Annotated in this window: 18 protein-coding genes; 10 read left to right on the plus strand and 8 right to left on the minus strand. The window is 52.9% G+C overall.

What is annotated here, in order from left to right; all coding sequences use genetic code 11:
- Positions 1 to 31: 31 nt before the first annotated feature.
- The 5 genes from lnt to miaB form a co-directional block, all read right to left on the minus strand.
- Positions 32 to 1,561 carry an apolipoprotein N-acyltransferase gene (gene lnt / locus N9C89_RS12245; RefSeq protein WP_263954189.1) on the minus strand — a complete coding sequence of 510 codons (1,530 nt, stop codon included), beginning with the start codon at positions 1,559 to 1,561 and terminating at the stop codon, positions 32 to 34.
- Positions 1,554 to 2,459: a transporter associated domain-containing protein gene (locus N9C89_RS12250; protein ID WP_263954190.1), complete on the minus strand. Its 906-nt coding sequence runs from the start codon at positions 2,457 to 2,459 to the stop codon at positions 1,554 to 1,556. The genes lnt and N9C89_RS12250 overlap by 8 nt, the downstream gene beginning before the upstream one ends.
- Positions 2,460 to 2,498: 39 nt before the next feature.
- Positions 2,499 to 3,014 (minus strand): rRNA maturation RNase YbeY, encoded by a 516-nt coding sequence (ybeY, locus tag N9C89_RS12255; protein ID WP_263954191.1) that lies wholly within the window; start codon positions 3,012 to 3,014, stop codon positions 2,499 to 2,501.
- Complete coding sequence (locus N9C89_RS12260; protein ID WP_263954451.1) at positions 2,998 to 4,017, minus strand: PhoH family protein; 1,020 nt, start codon at positions 4,015 to 4,017, stop codon at positions 2,998 to 3,000. Before N9C89_RS12260 ends, ybeY begins: the two co-directional genes overlap by 17 nt.
- 154 nt (positions 4,018 to 4,171) lie before the next feature.
- Complete coding sequence (miaB, locus tag N9C89_RS12265; RefSeq protein ID WP_263954192.1) at positions 4,172 to 5,491, minus strand: tRNA (N6-isopentenyl adenosine(37)-C2)-methylthiotransferase MiaB; 1,320 nt, start codon at positions 5,489 to 5,491, stop codon at positions 4,172 to 4,174.
- Between the two features lie 118 nt (positions 5,492 to 5,609).
- Here miaB and N9C89_RS12270 point away from each other — a divergent pair, with 118 nt between their 5' ends.
- On the plus strand, positions 5,610 to 6,479 hold the full coding sequence (locus N9C89_RS12270) for a hypothetical protein (protein WP_263954193.1): 870 nt from the start codon (positions 5,610 to 5,612) through the stop codon (positions 6,477 to 6,479).
- A 6-nt stretch (positions 6,480 to 6,485) separates the two neighbouring features.
- Here N9C89_RS12270 and irrA read toward each other — a convergent pair whose 3' ends face one another.
- Positions 6,486 to 6,911 (minus strand): iron response transcriptional regulator IrrA, encoded by a 426-nt coding sequence (gene irrA / locus N9C89_RS12275; protein ID WP_263954196.1) that lies wholly within the window; start codon positions 6,909 to 6,911, stop codon positions 6,486 to 6,488.
- Between the two features lie 180 nt (positions 6,912 to 7,091).
- Here irrA and fabA point away from each other — a divergent pair, with 180 nt between their 5' ends.
- The 3 genes from fabA to N9C89_RS12290 are packed head-to-tail and all read left to right on the plus strand — an operon-like array spanning position 7,092 to position 9,652.
- The gene (gene fabA / locus N9C89_RS12280; protein WP_263954197.1) at positions 7,092 to 7,601 is read left to right on the plus strand and encodes a bifunctional 3-hydroxydecanoyl-ACP dehydratase/trans-2-decenoyl-ACP isomerase; all 510 of its coding nucleotides are present in this window, start codon (positions 7,092 to 7,094) and stop codon (positions 7,599 to 7,601) included.
- Between the two features lie 26 nt (positions 7,602 to 7,627).
- Positions 7,628 to 8,854, plus strand: coding sequence for a beta-ketoacyl-ACP synthase I (gene fabB / locus N9C89_RS12285; protein WP_263954198.1), 1,227 nt, complete (start codon positions 7,628 to 7,630; stop codon positions 8,852 to 8,854).
- Positions 8,855 to 8,863: 9 nt separating this feature from the next.
- On the plus strand, positions 8,864 to 9,652 hold the full coding sequence (locus tag N9C89_RS12290) for an enoyl-ACP reductase (RefSeq protein ID WP_263954199.1): 789 nt from the start codon (positions 8,864 to 8,866) through the stop codon (positions 9,650 to 9,652).
- Between the two features lie 69 nt (positions 9,653 to 9,721).
- On the opposite strand, the gene N9C89_RS12295 is transcribed toward N9C89_RS12290, so the two are convergent.
- Positions 9,722 to 10,111 (minus strand): VOC family protein, encoded by a 390-nt coding sequence (locus N9C89_RS12295; protein ID WP_263954204.1) that lies wholly within the window; start codon positions 10,109 to 10,111, stop codon positions 9,722 to 9,724.
- Between the two features lie 125 nt (positions 10,112 to 10,236).
- Between N9C89_RS12295 and N9C89_RS12300 the strand changes: the two genes are divergently transcribed.
- The 6 genes from N9C89_RS12300 (at position 10,237) to N9C89_RS12325 (ending at position 16,588) form a co-directional block, all read left to right on the plus strand.
- Positions 10,237 to 10,923: a haloacid dehalogenase type II gene (locus N9C89_RS12300; protein WP_263954205.1), complete on the plus strand. Its 687-nt coding sequence runs from the start codon at positions 10,237 to 10,239 to the stop codon at positions 10,921 to 10,923.
- Positions 10,920 to 11,744 carry an alpha/beta fold hydrolase gene (locus N9C89_RS12305; RefSeq protein ID WP_263954207.1) on the plus strand — a complete coding sequence of 275 codons (825 nt, stop codon included), beginning with the start codon at positions 10,920 to 10,922 and terminating at the stop codon, positions 11,742 to 11,744. Before N9C89_RS12300 ends, N9C89_RS12305 begins: the two co-directional genes overlap by 4 nt.
- Complete coding sequence (locus N9C89_RS12310; RefSeq protein ID WP_263954208.1) at positions 11,741 to 12,712, plus strand: threonine/serine dehydratase; 972 nt, start codon at positions 11,741 to 11,743, stop codon at positions 12,710 to 12,712. Before N9C89_RS12305 ends, N9C89_RS12310 begins: the two co-directional genes overlap by 4 nt.
- Positions 12,713 to 12,715: 3 nt before the next feature.
- The gene (locus tag N9C89_RS12315) at positions 12,716 to 13,540 is read left to right on the plus strand and encodes an alpha/beta fold hydrolase (RefSeq protein ID WP_263954209.1); all 825 of its coding nucleotides are present in this window, start codon (positions 12,716 to 12,718) and stop codon (positions 13,538 to 13,540) included.
- 30 nt (positions 13,541 to 13,570) lie between these two features.
- A complete protein-coding gene (locus tag N9C89_RS12320) occupies positions 13,571 to 14,788 on the plus strand; it encodes a TCR/Tet family MFS transporter (protein WP_263954210.1) in 1,218 nt (405 codons plus the stop codon).
- 96 nt (positions 14,789 to 14,884) lie between these two features.
- Entirely contained in the window at positions 14,885 to 16,588 is a 1,704-nt protein-coding gene (locus N9C89_RS12325) for a two-component system sensor histidine kinase NtrB (protein ID WP_263954211.1), read from the plus strand.
- On the opposite strand, the gene N9C89_RS12330 is transcribed toward N9C89_RS12325, so the two are convergent.
- Positions 16,585 to 17,436 carry an ABC transporter permease gene (locus N9C89_RS12330; protein ID WP_263954212.1) on the minus strand — a complete coding sequence of 284 codons (852 nt, stop codon included), beginning with the start codon at positions 17,434 to 17,436 and terminating at the stop codon, positions 16,585 to 16,587. The two genes, N9C89_RS12325 and N9C89_RS12330, sit on opposite strands and share 4 nt — an antisense overlap.
- Between the last annotated feature and the right edge of the window lie 2 nt (positions 17,437 to 17,438).

Raw genomic sequence — 17,438 nt, forward strand, 5'->3', positions numbered from 1 at the left:
TAAATGTCGGTACTCTTCTCGTTGGCGGTGGTCAATCCGATTTTTCGCGCCTTTTGAACCAAAAAACGCCTAATAGCCCCGCCAAGAGCAGAACGAGCACCGGTATTTCGCCAAAACGCGAATATGGTGTTGGCTTGAGTGGCTCGGGTAGCGCAACGTCAATCGCACCGGATACGCCCAGCGGGATGGATTGGATAACGTCGCCAGTCGGGCCGATCATCGCCGTGATACCGGTATTTGCAGCACGCGCGACGGGCAATCCCTGCTCGATAGCTCTGAACCGTGCTTGAACAAGATGCTGATACGGACCAGCGAAGTCACCAAACCAAGCGTCATTTGTAATGTGCAGAATCCAATCCGCTCGCTGGCCATTCACACGCAAGTCACGCGGGAACACGGCTTCATAGCAGATCAAAGGGAGAACTGCGCCGCTGCGGCCGAGGCTCAAGATTTCTGGCCCAGCGCCGGGGGCATAGCCGCTTCCGATTTGTTGCGCCAATCCAGAGAGGCCGAACCTGCCGAGCAGGCTTCCTCCGGGGATGTATTCTCCGAACGGAACGAGGTGATGTTTGTCGTAGATATCCTGAACCGCGCCATCTGATCCGATCACCATCATTGAATTGTGAAAACCCTCGGGGCTGCGGCGTTGACCTCCTGCAATCACGACTGCACCCTGAGCTGCATCAGAGATAATTTCAGGAACTGTGCTCTCGTCATGAAACAAGTAAGGGATCGCTGTTTCAGGCCAAACAATAACGTCGGGCGATTTGCCATCTAAATCACGCTCTGCCGTCAGCTTCAGGTTTCGCTGCCAGAAAACTGGAATCATATCAGGCAACCATTTCTGGTCCTGCTGGGCGTTTGTCTGAACCAACCGAATGATCGGAGCATCAGCTTTTGCAACCGGTTCAATCTTTTCATGCTGAACGCCGAACCACAGCAGCCCGATAGCCGCCAAAATGGAGATAACCCTCGACGGTTTCATCCCCCTATCGCCAGGACTGACAATCCCTGCAGCCAGCAAGAAAGACGCCAAAGTTAATCCATACGGGCCAATAAGCGCTGCCACCTGAGCGAGAGGCGTATCAATCCAAATATATCCGAACATGCCCCACGGAAAGCCCGTGAATAGGTAGCCACGCACCAATTCCATTCCGCCCCAAAGAAGTGCAAGCGACCAATGCCACGCAGATGGGCGAAGCCGATAAGCGAGCGCAAAGGCACCGCCCCAAAGAAGCGCAAGGCCACCCGCCAAAAACACGAGCGCAAAAGGCGCCATCCAACCATGACGGGCTGCATCGACAAAGAAAGGCTCTATGATCCAATACATAGAGGCCGCAAAATAGCTGCTCCCAACAAGCCAACCGTAAACGGCAGCTTGTTTCCAGCTGCGAACATCTTTTGAGAACCAGAAGACCGCTAGTAGGCCAAGAACAGCGACATACCACAGAGAAAGCGGTGCTTGCCCTGTGGCCATCGCAATGCCGGAAAACACAGCAACAAACGCAAGGCGGCGGCTTGAAACGCGAACCGCCTGATCTTGCGTCGTGTCATCACTCACTGATTGGATCTACCTTGCGCACGCGCATCCGTTTGATGCGTCGTGGATCGGCGTCAACGATCTCGAATTCAACCCCCGCAGGATGCACGACAACTTCGCCACGGGTCGGCACGCGGCCGCAGAGAACGAAGGCCAAACCGCCAAGGGTATCTACTTCGTCATCCTCAGCGATTGCCTGAAGATCAACGCCAAGTTCTTTCTCGAATTCATCAAGCGGCGTTCGGGCCTGCGCTAGATAGCTGCCAGATTTTTCTTTGATCCAGAGCGTGTCTTCTTCGATGTCATGCTCGTCTTCGATTTCGCCGATTACCTGTTCAATGAGGTCTTCGATGGTTACGAGCCCGTCTACGCCGCCGTATTCGTCAATGATCAACGCCATATGACGCCGCTCTGCTTGCATTTTCTGCAACAGCACACCAATCGGCATAGACGGCGGCGCAAATATAAGTGGGCGGATAAGTTTTTCGATTGAGAACTCTTTAGACTGATCGCCATTAAATCCGTGGCGCAATGCCAGATCTTTGAGGTGTATTAGCCCGATCGGCGTATCAAGCGTTCCTTCAAACACAGGAAGACGCGTCAGGCCGCTTTCGCGGAACAGATGAACCAGCGCTTCTTTCTCAATATCCTTGGGAACAGCAACAATTTCGACTGTCGGGATCGCCACATCCTCGAGCTTGAGATGGCGCAGATTGTGCATATTGCCGACAGGCACAGCCGGCGTGACCGGCGCGTTTACAATCTCAGGCGATTTCGGGGTGTCTTCTGTCGGGCTAAGCGCTCCGACAATGCGGCTGAAAAAGCCGCGCGATTCCGGTGGTATATCTTCGGGTTGCGCGCTGTGCGCTGCCCTAGAAGACCCGTCCGTGGTCTCCGCTACTTGATTTGTGTCGCCCATTGGCCCTTTCCATTTACGCGCCATTTTTGGCGGCGCGTCTCAATCAGTGATACTATATGGGTCCGAAATCCCCAAGATTTCAAGTATCTCGCGCTCTAATCCCTCCATTAAAGCGGCATCTTTGTCATCTATGTGGTCAAACCCCAACAGGTGCAGCACCCCATGAACTATCAAATGGGTCACGTGATCGGTGGTTGAACGACCCAGTTCTTCGGCCTCGCGAACGCATGTTTCATAAGCGATAGCGATGTCACCAAGCTCTTCTGCGAAGGGGCCTCCCCCTGTCTGCGGAAGTTCCGGCATCGCTCCACGCTGTTCACTCGCACGTTCCTCGCTTGGCCATGACAGCACATTCGTCGCCTTATCATTTTCGCGAAACTCGACATTTAGAGCGCGGATACGGGCATCATCACACCCCATAAGGCTCAGTTCGAACGCCTCTGGATCAAGCCGCAAATGGCGCAGAGTCGCGTCAGCTGCGGCTTGCGATATCTCCTCGAGCCCGATGGTTTGCCAGCGCGGATCCTCGATCAGGAGATCAACCGTTTCGCTCATCGGCCTTGTCATATGCATGGATAATCTTGGCAACGAGCGGATGACGCACGACGTCTTGCGCGGTGAAATAATTGAAGCTGATCTTCTCGATTCCGCTCAGGATTTTTTCAGCCTCGCGAAGCCCCGACTGAACACCACGAGGAAGGTCGATCTGTGTGCGGTCGCCCGTGATAACCATACGGCTCCCCTGCCCCAAACGGGTAAGGAACATCTTCATCTGCATGGTCGATGCGTTTTGCGCCTCGTCAAGAACAACAAATGCGTTGGACAGCGTACGCCCACGCATAAACGCAAGCGGTGCAATCTCGATCTTCTTGTCTTCAATCAGCTTGGCAACCTGCTTGCTTGGCAAGAAATCGTTCAGCGCATCATAGAGCGGCTGCATATAAGGATCGACCTTATCCTTCATGTCGCCAGGCAAATATCCAAGCTTTTCACCTGCTTCAACCGCGGGCCGTGACAGGATAATTTTATCAACATGTCCACCAATGAACATGTTCACGCCGACCGCTACCGCAAGGTATGTTTTACCCGTACCAGCAGGACCGATCCCAAAGGCCAGCTCATTCTCGAAAAGCGATTGAACGTATGTTTTCTGTGCTTCGGTGCGCGGCTCGACCAGTTTCTTGCGTGTCTTGATTTCGACCTTGTCGCCGACCGAAAGCTCCAACTGATCGCCTGTCCGAACGCCAGTACCGTTCTCTGACCCACCCATGCGGATTTCGCCATCGATGGCACCGGTCTCAACATCACCACCCGCTTCAAGCCGAAGATACAATGCTTCAAGAACGCCAACGGCTTTCTCGATCGAATCCGGCTCGCCCATGATCGCAAGCTGATTACCGCGGCGCACAATTTGCACAGCGAGGTCAGCTTCAATTTTGGCGAGATGGCTATCGTAGGGGCCGCATAAATCAATCAACAAACGATTGTCGGGAAATTCCAGATGCGTTTCTGTGACACTTTCGTCCTGTGCCAGAGGGGGGATTGTGCTGGTTACCAAACAGGTCTCCTGTGGCTGAATTACTTTGATCGTGCCAATATGCGTCGCTCTGCGCAAGAGCAGAGTCACAAGTTTCACGCCTCTGTCACAAAATGTGCTTCCGAGCAGCCCAAAATGACGCAGAAATCAGCGATTTGACAAAAACTGTTGCCTTCTAAATTAATTCGCCACCAAGCGAGTTACGCTCAGTGTTGACGATCCGCACCTTGCGAATGTCTCCACGGGCGGTATTTGGCGCAGTTACGTGAACGGCATGTAGGTACTCGGATTTACCGACCATCTGCCCTTCAAGGCGCCCTTCCCGCTCAAACAAAACCGAAACTTCACGGCCAACCATTGTATCCTGAACAGCGTATTGTTGCTCGCTCAATAGCGCCTGAAGCCGTTGCAAACGCTCGTCTGCGACGGCGGCGTCGACCAGCGCACGCTCTGCGGCTGGTGTTCCTGGGCGAGACGAGTATTTGAAAGAATAGGCCTGTCCGTAATTCACTTCGCGCACCAAGGACATTGTATCCTCGAAATCGGCATCCGATTCTTCGGGGAAACCAACGATAAAATCGCCGGACAACAAAATATCAGGCCGCGCTGCTCGGATACGTTCGATCAGGCGAATATACTCTTCGGCGGTGTGATTGCGGTTCATCCGTTTGAGGATATGGTCCGAGCCGCTCTGAACCGGAAGATGCAGGTATGGCATCAGCTTCTCACATTCGCCATGCGCCGCGATCAATGCATCAGTCATGTCGTTTGGATGACTCGTTGTGAAGCGGATACGCTCGAGACCGTCCACATCGTTGAGCGCCCAGATCAGTTGATCGAGGGTCATTGGGCCGTCTTTGCCAAGGCCGTGATAAGCATTCACGTTTTGGCCAAGTAGCGTGATTTCTTTAACGCCACGCTCAACAAGTTCGCGCGCTTCAGTCAGAATACGCTCAACCGGGCGGCTGACTTCGGCACCGCGGGTGTATGGCACAACACAGAACGCACAGAATTTGTCGCATCCCTCCTGAACCGTCAGAAATGCAGTCGGCCCGCGCGAGGCTTTGGGGCGCTTCGGCATATGCTCGAATTTGTCTTCCTCTGGGAAATCCGTATCGAGTGCCTTTTTGCCTTCCGTAACCTTCGCCTCCATTTCAGGAAGACGATGATAACTCTGCGGCCCAACCACAAGATCAACCATTGGCTGACGTTTCATGATCTCTTCGCCCTCAGCCTGCGCAACACATCCCGCAACACCGATCTTCAAGTCCGGTTTTGCGGCCTTCAATCCCTTAAAGCGGCCAAGTTCGGAGTAAATCTTCTCGGCTGCTTTTTCACGGATGTGACAGGTATTAAGCAGGATCATGTCGGCTTGATCCGCCGTTTCAACGGTTTCATACCCCGAGCCGCCAAGCGTTTCCGCCATGCGTTCGCTATCATAAACGTTCATCTGGCACCCGTAGGTTTTGATAAACAGTTTCTTGGCTTCAGACATCTTGCGCCTCGTAGGTTAAAGTCATGGCCCGCTCCCTACACAATCCACGCAGCGCCTGCAACGCTTGCAAAGCGGGCGGAATTGGGGAAATTTGATCGCAATCAAACAGGCGGACCATATGCGATATAAGAGCTTTCGGGATTTTTTACAGGCAGACAAGGCCGCTCTCTCTAACGGACCGATTGCAATAATCCTCGTTGAAGACCTAATCGAAGTTGCTTCAACCATCGAGCATCACCTCAATTTGGGCTTTCGCACAGCGCTGGTGTTTGCACCAGACGCACTTGAGCTTTCAGACGAGTTGGAAAGCAAAATTCACCGAATCTCTGCTGCAATAACCACACCGCAAACCGCCGCAGACATTGTAAATTCCGTGATCTCAGCCGCAAACGGCACATGGCTCTATTATTGCTTTAATGCCGAATACCTGTTCTTTCCTTTCTGCGAAAGCCGAACCATAGGCGAGATGCTGGCGTGGCATAGCGAAGAGCGGAGGGATTCGGTTCTTACCTATGTCGTGGACTTATACGCGGCAGATCTATCACAGCATCCCGACGCTGTTTCGAAAGAAGACGCGCATCTAGATAAATCGGGCTATTACGCGCTTGCCCGCAAAGATTCTTTAAATCGCGATCACCCAAAAGACCGACAGTTGGATTTCTTTGGCGGGCTGCGGTGGCGGTTTGAAGAACATATCCCGCAGAAGCGCCGCAGAATCGATCGCATTTCGATTTTTCGCGCGAAACCCGGTTTGCTTTTGAACGAAGATCACACTTTTAACGACGAGGAATACAATACCTATTCCTGCGCATGGCATCACAACATCACAGCAGCCGTATGTAGCTTTAAGACGGCCAAGGCGCTCAAGCTCAACCCCGGTTCAACGTTCGATATCGATACATTCAAATGGCACAACTCGGTGCCGTTCACGTGGGAGAGCCAACAATTGCTTGATTTGGGCCTCATGGAACCAGGGCAGTGGTTCTAAACCAATCTAGTCCTTAGCGGTGCTCCGCAAACGGATCACCACATCAACCTTGGAAATTTCCGCACCATTTGGCGCTTTAGGAATTTTGGCAAGCACAAGCTCCTCATTTGGCGCATCCGTAAGGCGCGAGTCGTCTTCCCAATAGAAATGCGGGTGATCGCTCATGTTGGTGTCGAAATAGCACTTGGAACCATCAACGATGATTTCGCGCAACAGGCCCGCGGCACAGAATGCCTTGAGCGTGTTGTAGACCGTTGCAAGCGAAACCTGCTCGCCCGCATCGCGGCTTGCTTCGTAAAGGCTTTCAGCAGTTACGTGTTTGTCTTGCCCGTCACCGACAAGAAGCTCAGCGAGCGCCAAACGCTGCCGTGTTGGCCGCAATCCTGCGCCAGCAAGCCAGTTCGATCCAATTTCATTCGCGCTTAGTGCCATTTGGGTACCAGTCTGTTGTCTGCTGCGAATATAGCTTGGGGCAGTAGAGGTTTTCAAACAAGTTTTTAATGAAACCCATTTGCAACTGGCGTCTGAACGCTGCCCAACCCTTGCCAGCCTATCAACACGGGTGATAGAGGATGGGCAACAACGAAACCGATGATAAGGGGGCCCGTCAGTATGGCCGATTTTCCTAGCAGCTTCGACAAAGACGGGCTGATCAAATGCGCGAAAGGTGAACTGTTTGGCCCGGGTAACGCCCAATTGCCAATGCCACCCATGCTTATGATGGACCGCATCACCGAGATTTCCGCTGACGGTGGCGAGTTCGGTAAAGGCCATGTTGTAGCTGAATTTGATATCAATCCTGACCTCTGGTTCTTTGAATGCCACTTCCCCGGCAATCCGGTAATGCCCGGCTGCCTTGGTCTTGATGGCTTGTGGCAGCTAACCGGGTTCAACCTCGGGTGGCGCGGCATGCAAGGGCAAGGGTTCGCGCTTGGCGTTGGTGAAGTAAAACTCAAAGGTATGGTTACACCTGAGAGAAAAATGATTAAATACTACGTCGATTTCACGAAAGTGATTGATCGCCGCCTCAAGATGGGTGTCGCCAATGGCCGCGTTGAAGCGGACGGCGAAGAGATTTATCTTGTGGAAAATATGAAGGTTGGTCTGGCTGCTGCCGACTAATCACAGAGGAAAAAGAAGGACAGCCCATGCGCAGAGTCGTCATCACAGGGATGGGCGTTGTTTCGTCTATCGGGAACAATGTCGAAGAAGTGACCAAAAGCCTGATCGAGAGCAAGTCAGGCATCGTTGCCGCTCCCGATTACAAAGAGCACGGATTCCGCAGCCAGATTCACGGCATGCCTCAAATCGATGTCAAAGAACACATCGACAAGCGTGATTTGCGATTCATGGGGATGGGCGCGGCCTATAACTTCATTGCAATGGAACAGGCCATCAAGGACTCTGGCCTCGAACCACATGAAGTTTCAAACGAGCGCACAGGCTTGGTGATGGGATCCGGCGGCCCGTCGACGATGAACTTCTTTCAAGCGCATAACATCGTGAAAGAAAAAGGGTCGCCAAAGCGGATGGGGCCATTCATGGTAACCCGCTGCATGAGTTCGACCAACTCTGCCTGCCTTGCGACTCCGTTCAAGATTAAAGGCGTGAACTATTCGATCACCTCAGCTTGTACGACCTCACTGCACTGTATCGGTAACGGTGTGGAGCAAATCCAGTTCGGCAAGCAAGACATTGTGTTCGCTGGCGGCGGTGAAGAGCTTGACTGGACACTGTCTTGTCTGTTCGACGCAATGGGCGCGATGAGCAGCAAATATAACGACACCCCCGAAACCGCATCCCGCGCGTTCGACGCAACACGCGACGGTTTTGTAATTTCCGGCGGCGGCGGTGTGTTGGTTCTCGAAGAGCTAGAGCATGCCTTGGCACGTGGCGCGAAAATCTATGCCGAAGTTACTGGCTACGGCGCAACATCTGATGGCCACGATATGGTTGCCCCGTCGGGCGAAGGTGCAGAGCGCTCTATGAAGCTTGCAATCTCGACCATTGGCGACCGCAAAGTCGGTTACATCAACGCGCACGGCACCTCGACGCCGGCGGGCGATGTGACGGAAGTTAAAGCCGTTCGCAATGTCTTTGGCGAAGGCAACACGCCTCCGATCACCTCAACCAAATCGCTCACAGGCCACTGCCTCGGCGGCGCAGGTGTTCACGAGGCGATCTACTCGCTGATCATGCTCAACGGCGATTTTATCCCGCCATCGGCGAACATCACCGAGCTTGACCCAGAGATCAACGAAGGTGAGATCAATCAGACCTTCGTGAAAGATGCTGGTCTCGATACTGTTATTTCAAACAGCTTCGGCTTTGGTGGCACGAACGGCACCATCGCCATGAGCAAATATCACGGATAAGGCATTGCCATGGCAGATTTGATGAAGGGGAAGCGCGGGTTGGTCATGGGGGTAGCCAACGAGCGTTCGATCGCTTGGGGCATCGCCAAGGCCATGGCCGCGGAAGGCGCAGAGCTTGCGTTTACCTATCAAGGTGAGGCGTTTGGAAAGCGGGTTGAACCGCTGGCCGCGAGCCTCGGCAGCGATTTCTTGGTCGACGTCGATGTAACGGATGACGCGTCTCTTGATGCAGCATTCGCCAAGCTTGAGGAAGTTTGGGGAAAGGTCGATTTCGTCGTCCACGCAATCGCCTACTCTGACAAAAACGAGCTTACTGGCCGCTTCGTCAATACGTCGCGCGAGAATTTCAAAAACTCGCTCGACATCAGCTGCTACTCACTTATCGAAGTGGCACGCCGCGCGGTTCCGCTGATGGCAGATGGCGGTACGATCCTGACCCTCACGTATCAAGGCTCTAACCGCGTTACGCCGTTCTATAACGTTATGGGTGTAGCCAAAGCTGCTCTTGAGGCAACAGTACGCTACCTCGCGAATGATCTCGGGCCAGACGGTATCCGCGTCAATGCGGTATCTCCAGGTCCGATGAAAACACTCGCTGGAGCAGCCATCGGCGGTGCACGCAAAACGTTCCGCCAAACCGAAGCAAACGCTCCGCTTCGCTCAAACGCGACGCTGGAAGCGGTTGGCGGTACGGCTGTATATCTTGCCTCTGATGCAGGAGCTTGCACCACAGGCGAGATTATCCGCGTGGACGGCGGCTATCATGTTCTTGGCATGCCTCAGCCGGAAAACCTCTGAAGCATCTGTAAAAGCTAAGTACACAAAGGGGCCTGCGTGGCCCCTTTTTCATGTCATTGGACAGTCGCGCTACCCATCAGTCGCAGGTGTCATGATCCCCAATGCTGCGCCTCCGGGATCTTTGACGATTGCAATTTTTCCAATCCCCGGAACATCAAAAGGCGCACGCAAAATTTCTCCGCCCTTATCCTCTGTGGTGTTGACGCCATCTTGCACGTCGTTGATCGCAATATAGGTAAACCAATGCGCCGGAACGTCTTTTAGATGCTCAAGCGGGGTCATATCCATAATCCCACCGGCAGGCTTGCCATGCGCCATACCTACGTAATACGTCCCACCTTCGGGCATTTCCATTTCGTCGAAGGTCCAGCCACATACTTCGCCGTAGTAAGCCAACGCCCCTTTGACATCTCGGGTCATCAACTCGCTCCAATGCACAGTGCCATGAATATCAGTCACTTTAGTTCTCCCCGTTAACAAAAAATACAAATTACGAACAAAAGAAATGATACCACAGACCGCCCCTTCCCCCTATCACAATGCTGTGCCAAAGTCCGCTCAGACACTGAGCTTCGGAGACCGACATGCCCATCACAACCTGTATTTTCGATGCCTATGGAACGCTTTTTGATGTGAACGCTGCCGCGCGAAGTGCGGCCTCCGAGCAAGGTCACGAGAGTTTTGCAGAGCATTGGCAAGACATAGCAACCAACTGGAGACAAAAGCAGCTTCAGTACACTTGGATCAGAGCCATAACCAATACCCACTGCGATTTTTGGCAAGTTACGAAGGACGCGCTTGATTGGGCCTTGGAAGCGAAAGACCTAACTGATCCGCACCTTCGTGAGCGCTTGCTACAGCTGTATTGGGAGCTTTCTTCCTATCCGGAAGTCCCAACAATGCTCGCTGAATTGAAAGCGAAAGATTTCAGTACGGCCATACTCTCGAACGGTTCGCCCGACATGCTGCAAGGCGCGGTTAATTCAGCTCAGCTTGGCGCATTACTTGATGACTGTCTGTCGGTTGAAACGGTCCAAACATTCAAACCTTTTGATGTTGTTTATGATCTAGTTGGGAAACGATTTGATTGTCCGCCGAACGAGGTGTTGTTTGTTTCGTCAAACGGATGGGATATCGCTGGCGCTGCGCAATATGGCTTCCACACAGCATGGGTCAATCGCGCATCAGAGCCCGTAGATCGATTAGACGGCAAGCCCGAGCATGTATTGCCCGACCTATCCAAAATACCCCAACTGGCCACCGCCCTATGACCAATTATTACAAGAGTTCCGATAATCTAGACCTCGCCTATCTTGACGAGGGCGAAGGGCTTCCGCTGGTTATGCTCGCGGGCCTAACGCGCAACGCCCACGATTTTGATCATGTCGTGCCGCATTTGCCAGGCGTCCGGATCATCCGCCCAGATTATCGAGGGCGTGGGCAATCGGCCTATGCCCCGCCCGAAACTTACACAATTCCAACCGAAACCAATGATATTCTCCGTCTGCTCGATCACCTCGAAATCGACCGTGCCGCCGTCCTTGGGACATCCCGCGGGGGACTGATTGGTATGAGTATGGCCGCAATCGCAAAAGACAGATTGTTGGGGCTTTGCCTAAACGACATTGGTCCGGAAATTGATGCAAATGGGCTTGCTGCGATAGAGCAATATCTAGGACGCAGGCCAACTCAGAAATCATATGAAGACGCTGCAAAAGCGCGCGCTGCACTCCTCATCGATTTTCATAACGTGCCCTATTCACGATGGCTCGCCGAGGTACGCGCGCATTATCGCGAAACAGAGAACGGATTAGAGTTAAGATACGATCCCAAGCTCAGAGACGCCTTCCTCGCCGCGAGCGACGCACCGATGCCAGACCTTTGGCCGTTGTTTGATGCGCTTGAAGGGCTTCCTCTTGCCCTTTTGCGCGGTGAAAACTCGAATATCCTCTCAAAAGAAACCGCCGAAAAGATGTATGCCAAGCGTCCGGACATGTCATATGCCGAAGTAACGGATCGCGGCCACGTCCCGTTTTTGGATGAGCCCGAAAGTTTGTCCGCGCTCCGAGTTTGGCTAAAGGAACTCCAATGATTGAAGACGCCTACAAACGCCTCCAAGGTCACGCGCGGAAAACTCCCCTTCTTAGTTCCCCATTCCTCGACGAGATTTCTGGCCGTCGCGTTTTTGTAAAAGCAGAGTGCTTGCAACACACTGGCTCATTCAAATTCCGCGGAGCATGGAATGCTATTTCCACTCTAACTGAGGAGGAAAAAGCGCGTGAGGTATTAGCTCTATCAAGCGGAAACCATGCACAAGGAATAGCAGCGGCAGCAAAGGCCCACGGCGTAAAGGCGACTGTTCTCATGCCCTCTGATGCGCCAACGGTGAAAATCGAAAACACGCGTTTTCTGGGTGCAAATGTGGTGACATATGACCGTGCCACCCAAGATCGCGACGAGGTTGCCGCCAAGATGCTCGAGGAGAAGGGCTACACTTTGATCCATCCCTTCAACAATCCAAAAGTGATCGGTGGGCAAGGCACGGTTGGCCTTGAGATCGCAGAGCAAGCTGATGAGTTTGGCATCAATGACGCCGAGGTTCTGGTGCCCTGTGGCGGTGGCGGTTTGATGTCCGGTGTTGCGACAGCGCTTGAAGCACGCAAACCTAAATTCAAAGTGCGACCAGTGGAGCCAGAAGGGTTTGATGATGTGACGCGCTCGCTAGCCACTGGCAAACTTTTGGCGAACGAAAAAACGTCGGGGTCGATATGCGATGCAATAATGACGCCGTGCGCAGGCGATCTGACCTTTCCGATCATACAAAAGCTCTGCGGCAGCGGCATCGTAGTAAGTGACGAAGACGCGCTTCGTGCAATGGCGCTGGCCTTCAAACGGCTTCGTATTGTTATAGAGCCCGGCGGCGCCGTGGCCCTTGCCGCTGCACTGTTTCACGCGAATAAGATCAACTCCGAGACCGTTATCTGCGTCGCCTCTGGTGGAAACACAGACCCAGATGTTTTCCAGCGCGCGCTCGCCCTTGATCAATCATCATTGGGGTAAACAGTGCCGATATTCGATCATCAGGGCCTTGAGGTTCATTGGCAGGAGGACGGTTCGCCAACCGGTGAACCGATAGTATTTGCGCACCCTTTAGGCACCAATCTGCGGGTTTGGGACGCCGTTTTCGCCGCCTGCCCCGAACTCAGCGCCTATCGTCTGATCCGCTATGACATCCGAGGGCACGGAAAAAGCTCCACTCCACCACCGCCCTACACGATGGGGTCACTAATCGGCGAGGCCGAGGCCCTTATCGAGCACCTTGGAATAATAGATTGTGTATTTGTAGGCGCGCATCTTGGTGGGCAAATTGCACAAGGGCTTGCTGTAAAACGCCTCGACCAGATCCGTGCTCTGGTTCTGGTCAACACAGCTGCCAAGATCGGCATTAAAACCAAGTGGGATGTTCAACTTGAGGCGCTCCAGAAAAACGGAATGCCAGCAGCAGAGAGTGCTACGAAAGGTTGGTTTAGCCGCGCCAATCAAAACTCGCCTGAAGCGGAGCATTGGCGTACGGTATTGCTCCAGAACGCGCTCGACGGATACATCGGCTGCTGCCATGCCATGAGTGGAACAGATTTCTTCACACCTGTATCTGGGCTTCGGCTTTCTACGCTTGGGCTATCGGCCTACAACGACACGCTCATTCCGCCCGATCTTATGCGCGATACTGTCGAACTCATTCACGGTGCGGATTTTCAGATCATGCCACGTGCGGCCCATCTGTCCATGATTGAACAACCCGTGGATTTTGGGGAACGACTTGCTGACTTTCTTAAAAAGATAGGGCACGGTAGCTGCTCCTGCGACGATGGTTGCTCGGGCCACTAAAAACAACACATTTCAGAAAGTACGCTCACAGTGAAATCCAGATTGCCGATCTTTTTTATTCTGGTCACGCTTGTGATCGACGCGATCGGATTTGGGTTGATCATGCCAATGATGCCCGCGTTAATCCGCGACGTAAGTGGCGCCGATCTTGCCCATGCTGCGATTTGGGGCGGCGTGCTGGCCACGGTATTTGGCCTTATGCAATTCTTGTTCTCCCCGCTTTTAGGGAACCTCTCTGACAGGTTCGGGCGCAAAGTTGTGTTGCTCACTTCGCTGGCGATCCTTGCTGTCGATTACCTCATTATGGCGGTCGCGGGCAGCATCTGGCTCTTGTTTCTTGGTCGGATAATCGGAGGGATCACATCGGCCACGCATTCCACAGCCAATGCCTATGTCGCGGACATTTCCGCGCCGGAAGACAAGGCCGCAAACTTCGGCATGGTGGGCGCAGCATTCGGGTTTGGGTTTGTGTTTGGCCCATCTCTGGGTGGTTTGCTCTCAACCTTTGGCCCTCGCGTGCCGTTCTACGTTGCCGCCGCGCTTGCAGGGGCTAACTTTTTCTTTGGCCTGTTTGTATTGCCAGAAACGGTTACAGATAAAATCCGCCGCCCTTTCGAATGGCGTCGCGCAAACCCTCTGGGCGCCTTCAAAGCCATCGGGAAGTTACCAGGCTTGCAAGGCCTCATGGTTGTGTTTTTGATCTATGAAATTTCCTTCTTCGTTTACCCTTCCATCTGGGCGTATTTCACCCTTGAGAAGTTCGCATGGGATGAGCGCATGGTCGGCCTTTCTCTGACAGTCTTCGGCCTGTCTATGGCGTTCATGCAGGGCGTAGCGATCCGCCCCATTCTTAGGAAACTCGGCGAAGCGAAAACGACAATGCTAGGCATGGGGCTCAATGTTTTGTCGTTCTTTCTTCTCGCAATAGCGCCAAGCGGGTGGATGATAATCGCCCTGACGCCACTCTCCTCGCTCGGCATTATCGCAAGCCCTGCAATCATGGGGATCATGAGCCGCGCCGCCTCAGACGATCAACAAGGCGAGCTCCAAGGTCTGACCACCTCACTCGCTGCACTTGGTATGCTCATGTCACCGATTGTCATGACACAGACATTTTTCTTTTTCAGTCACGAAGGTGCCTCGCCATACTTTCCCGGCGCACCCTTTCTTTTCGCGGCCGTTCTGATGGCCGCAGCGATGATTTTGTTCGCCGCGACACAGCCAAAAACCAGCGTCGCCGCAGAATAGCCAACGGTTCTGCCAGCGGTTTTATTTCATGAACGCCGAAAATTCGCCTAAAAGGGTTAATAGAAACTCATTAGTTTATCTTTTTAGCAGGCTGTGATGACCGCAGATTTTCAAAACTCGGTTCGTGAACGGATCGCCCAGAAAAAGTCGGATATCTGTAATCGATGGCTTCTGACCGCGGCATTCCTTACGGTCATTGTATCACCCATCATTATTTACAGAGACCTTACGGTTACTGATGGGCTACGAACCTCTACTCTCCTGACGGTTTGCGCATTGGGTCTTATGCTTGGGATTACGTATTTCCGAAGCAAATTACCACTTTGGGTACGGGCTGTTGCTCCGATTATGCTGCTTGTTCCGCTATCGGCCTATGGGGTTTCCTATTTCGGCATGACGGCTGCTGGATTTTATTTTCTGGTGATTGCCCCGACATTGCTGTTGGTGTGCTACGGTTTCTGGTCGGCTCTCGTTCTTCTTGTCTTAACCAATAGTTTCGTAATCGGGTTCGCTATATTTACAGTGAAGACGGGATTGATCCGATTTGGCGATCCTGCCGCGTATATCGTCGCACCTGCAAGTTGGGCGAACTACGTTGCGATATTCGTTGCTTCGTCCTCAGCAATGCTTGCCACTGTCCATGTATTGAATAAATTCTTTACCGAAGCGCTGGAACAACAGGCTGCTGAATCCGAGAAAGTAGCCAATTCCGAGCGTGAAACCCGCTCGATACTCGACCAACTTGTCGAACCCTTTTTTCGCGTTGATACACGCGGCGTGTTGGTAAAGGTTTCTCCGTCAATCGAGAAACTTCTTAACATTCCGCCTCAACAAATAATCGGACAGCCACTTGGAAACTTTTCTCCTGATCCTGAAGGGATTGATCAATTTCTCCAGTCGGTATTGGACACCGTTGGTAAGTCGGAAATGGAGATTACACTTCGCCGAAATGACGACACGCTCCGAACGATTGTAATGCGTGCGCAGCCGTGGCGCGGGCCAAACGAGCAGACGCTGGGAGTTGAAGGCGTTCTTGTTGATATAACGGAACGCCGCGCTGCTCAGAAAGCGATTTACCATAGTCGAAAGGTTGCGGCGTCAGGGCTGATGGCGGCTGGAATCTCACATGATTTTAACAACAATCTCGGTGTGATTTCAGGATGCTTGTCATCAATGGAACCCTATGTAGAAGACAACAAAGATCTCAAGAACCTCGTCGATCTCGCGCAACGCGCAAGCGCCAAAGCGTCACAACTCTCCACACGCCTTCACCAGATTTCGATCAAAACCACCTATGATACAGAACCGCACGACATCGATGTTATTATCCAAGAGTTCGCGCCGATTTTGTTCCGTGTTTTGCCAACCGATATCAAGCTGAACACTAAGATCGGAGAAGGCCAAAAAATCGCCGAGATCAACCGCTCCGAGCTTGAAGACGTTATCTTTAATCTTGTCGGCAATGCGCGGGACGCTGTGGTCGGTGGTGGTGAAATTACAATCGAGACCCAGATTGTTACCCTCGATCCTGACACCCTTGAAACCTTACCCGGCCACCTCAATGAAGGGCAATATCTCCGCATTGCTGTCGAAGACACGGGTAAAGGAGTGTCACTCAAAGATGCTGCGCGTATGTTCGATCCATTCTATTCAACAAAGCCCGAAGGCCACGGAAGCGGCCTTGGGTTAAGCATGGTCCGAAGCTTCGCTGAACGCGCGGGTGGTGCAATTATCCTTGCGAACCCCGGCGAGGAAGGAGCGCGGCTGGAATTATTTCTTCCCGCGCTCTCTTCTGATTAGGATTTTCGTTGAAACGCAATCATAGTCAGCGCCAAAAGGCTTGAGCCAAGCATAAGCAAAAGCGACACCGCGTTGAGCACCGGAGTGGAGCCCTCTTTCAACCGATCAAACATCTCGATCGTGAGCGGCGCGTCAGAACCGACAAGCATCAGGGTCGTGTTAAAGTTTTCAAAGCTCATCAAAAACGCGACCAATACAGCACCCAAAATCGCTGGACGAAGATAGGGCAGCGTGATTGTCCGCACCGCTGTAAGCCTTGTTGCCCCAAGATTTAGCGCGGCCTCTTCGAGAGACGTGTCAAACTTCTTGAGCCGCGCGGCAATCACCAGTGTTGCAATCGTTGTGATGAAACTGAACTGCCCGAGTATCACCAGCACCAAGCCGGGCCGAAGCGCTTCGATATCATAGTTCAGGCTATCCTCGACGCCGTTTGCGACGGTCGAGGAGAATACCAAGATCGAGATACCCAGAACGATGCCAGGGATAACCAGCGGCAATAGCATCAGGACATAGAGAACCGATTTGAGCCGAAATTCATAACGGTTGAACAGGAACGCGTTGCAGGTTCCAACACCGACGGAGAGCGCAGCAACCGACACCGCAACGAGTGCAGACGTGCCGATAGATTCGAGGATCGACTTCTCATAGAAAACTCCGCGCTGCGGTTGTTCAGGCGAAAAGAACCAATCGAGAGTGAAACCATTCCACGGCAAAGATGGGAACAAGCTGTCATTGAACGCAAAAAGCGACACAACAAGCAGCGGCAGCGCGAGATAGACGAAAAACAGCGCAACATATGCGCCGTAAATCAGCGAGAATGCGCGGGGTTGTTTGATTGTTGGTATCATCG

Origin of the sequence: Halocynthiibacter sp. SDUM655004, assembly GCF_026015885.1 — a bacterium.
Classification (GTDB): domain Bacteria; phylum Pseudomonadota; class Alphaproteobacteria; order Rhodobacterales; family Rhodobacteraceae; genus Falsihalocynthiibacter; species Falsihalocynthiibacter halioticoli.

Excerpts from the sequence above, each read along its gene's own strand:
- N9C89_RS12250 (WP_263954190.1), bottom strand. The coding sequence starts at position 2,459 with ATGGGCGACACAAATCAAGTAGCGGAGACCACGGACGGGTCTTCTAGG.
- ybeY (WP_263954191.1), bottom strand. The coding sequence starts at position 3,014 with ATGAGCGAAACGGTTGATCTCCTGATCGAGGATCCGCGCTGGCAAACC.
- miaB (WP_263954192.1), bottom strand. The coding sequence starts at position 5,491 with ATGTCTGAAGCCAAGAAACTGTTTATCAAAACCTACGGGTGCCAGATG.
- N9C89_RS12270 (WP_263954193.1), top strand. The coding sequence starts at position 5,610 with ATGCGATATAAGAGCTTTCGGGATTTTTTACAGGCAGACAAGGCCGCT.
- irrA (WP_263954196.1), bottom strand. The coding sequence starts at position 6,911 with ATGGCACTAAGCGCGAATGAAATTGGATCGAACTGGCTTGCTGGCGCA.
- fabA (WP_263954197.1), top strand. The coding sequence starts at position 7,092 with ATGGCCGATTTTCCTAGCAGCTTCGACAAAGACGGGCTGATCAAATGC.
- fabB (WP_263954198.1), top strand. The coding sequence starts at position 7,628 with ATGCGCAGAGTCGTCATCACAGGGATGGGCGTTGTTTCGTCTATCGGG.
- N9C89_RS12290 (WP_263954199.1), top strand. The coding sequence starts at position 8,864 with ATGGCAGATTTGATGAAGGGGAAGCGCGGGTTGGTCATGGGGGTAGCC.
- N9C89_RS12300 (WP_263954205.1), top strand. The coding sequence starts at position 10,237 with ATGCCCATCACAACCTGTATTTTCGATGCCTATGGAACGCTTTTTGAT.
- N9C89_RS12305 (WP_263954207.1), top strand. The coding sequence starts at position 10,920 with ATGACCAATTATTACAAGAGTTCCGATAATCTAGACCTCGCCTATCTT.
- N9C89_RS12310 (WP_263954208.1), top strand. The coding sequence starts at position 11,741 with ATGATTGAAGACGCCTACAAACGCCTCCAAGGTCACGCGCGGAAAACT.
- N9C89_RS12325 (WP_263954211.1), top strand. The coding sequence starts at position 14,885 with ATGACCGCAGATTTTCAAAACTCGGTTCGTGAACGGATCGCCCAGAAA.
- N9C89_RS12330 (WP_263954212.1), bottom strand. The coding sequence starts at position 17,436 with ATGATACCAACAATCAAACAACCCCGCGCATTCTCGCTGATTTACGGC.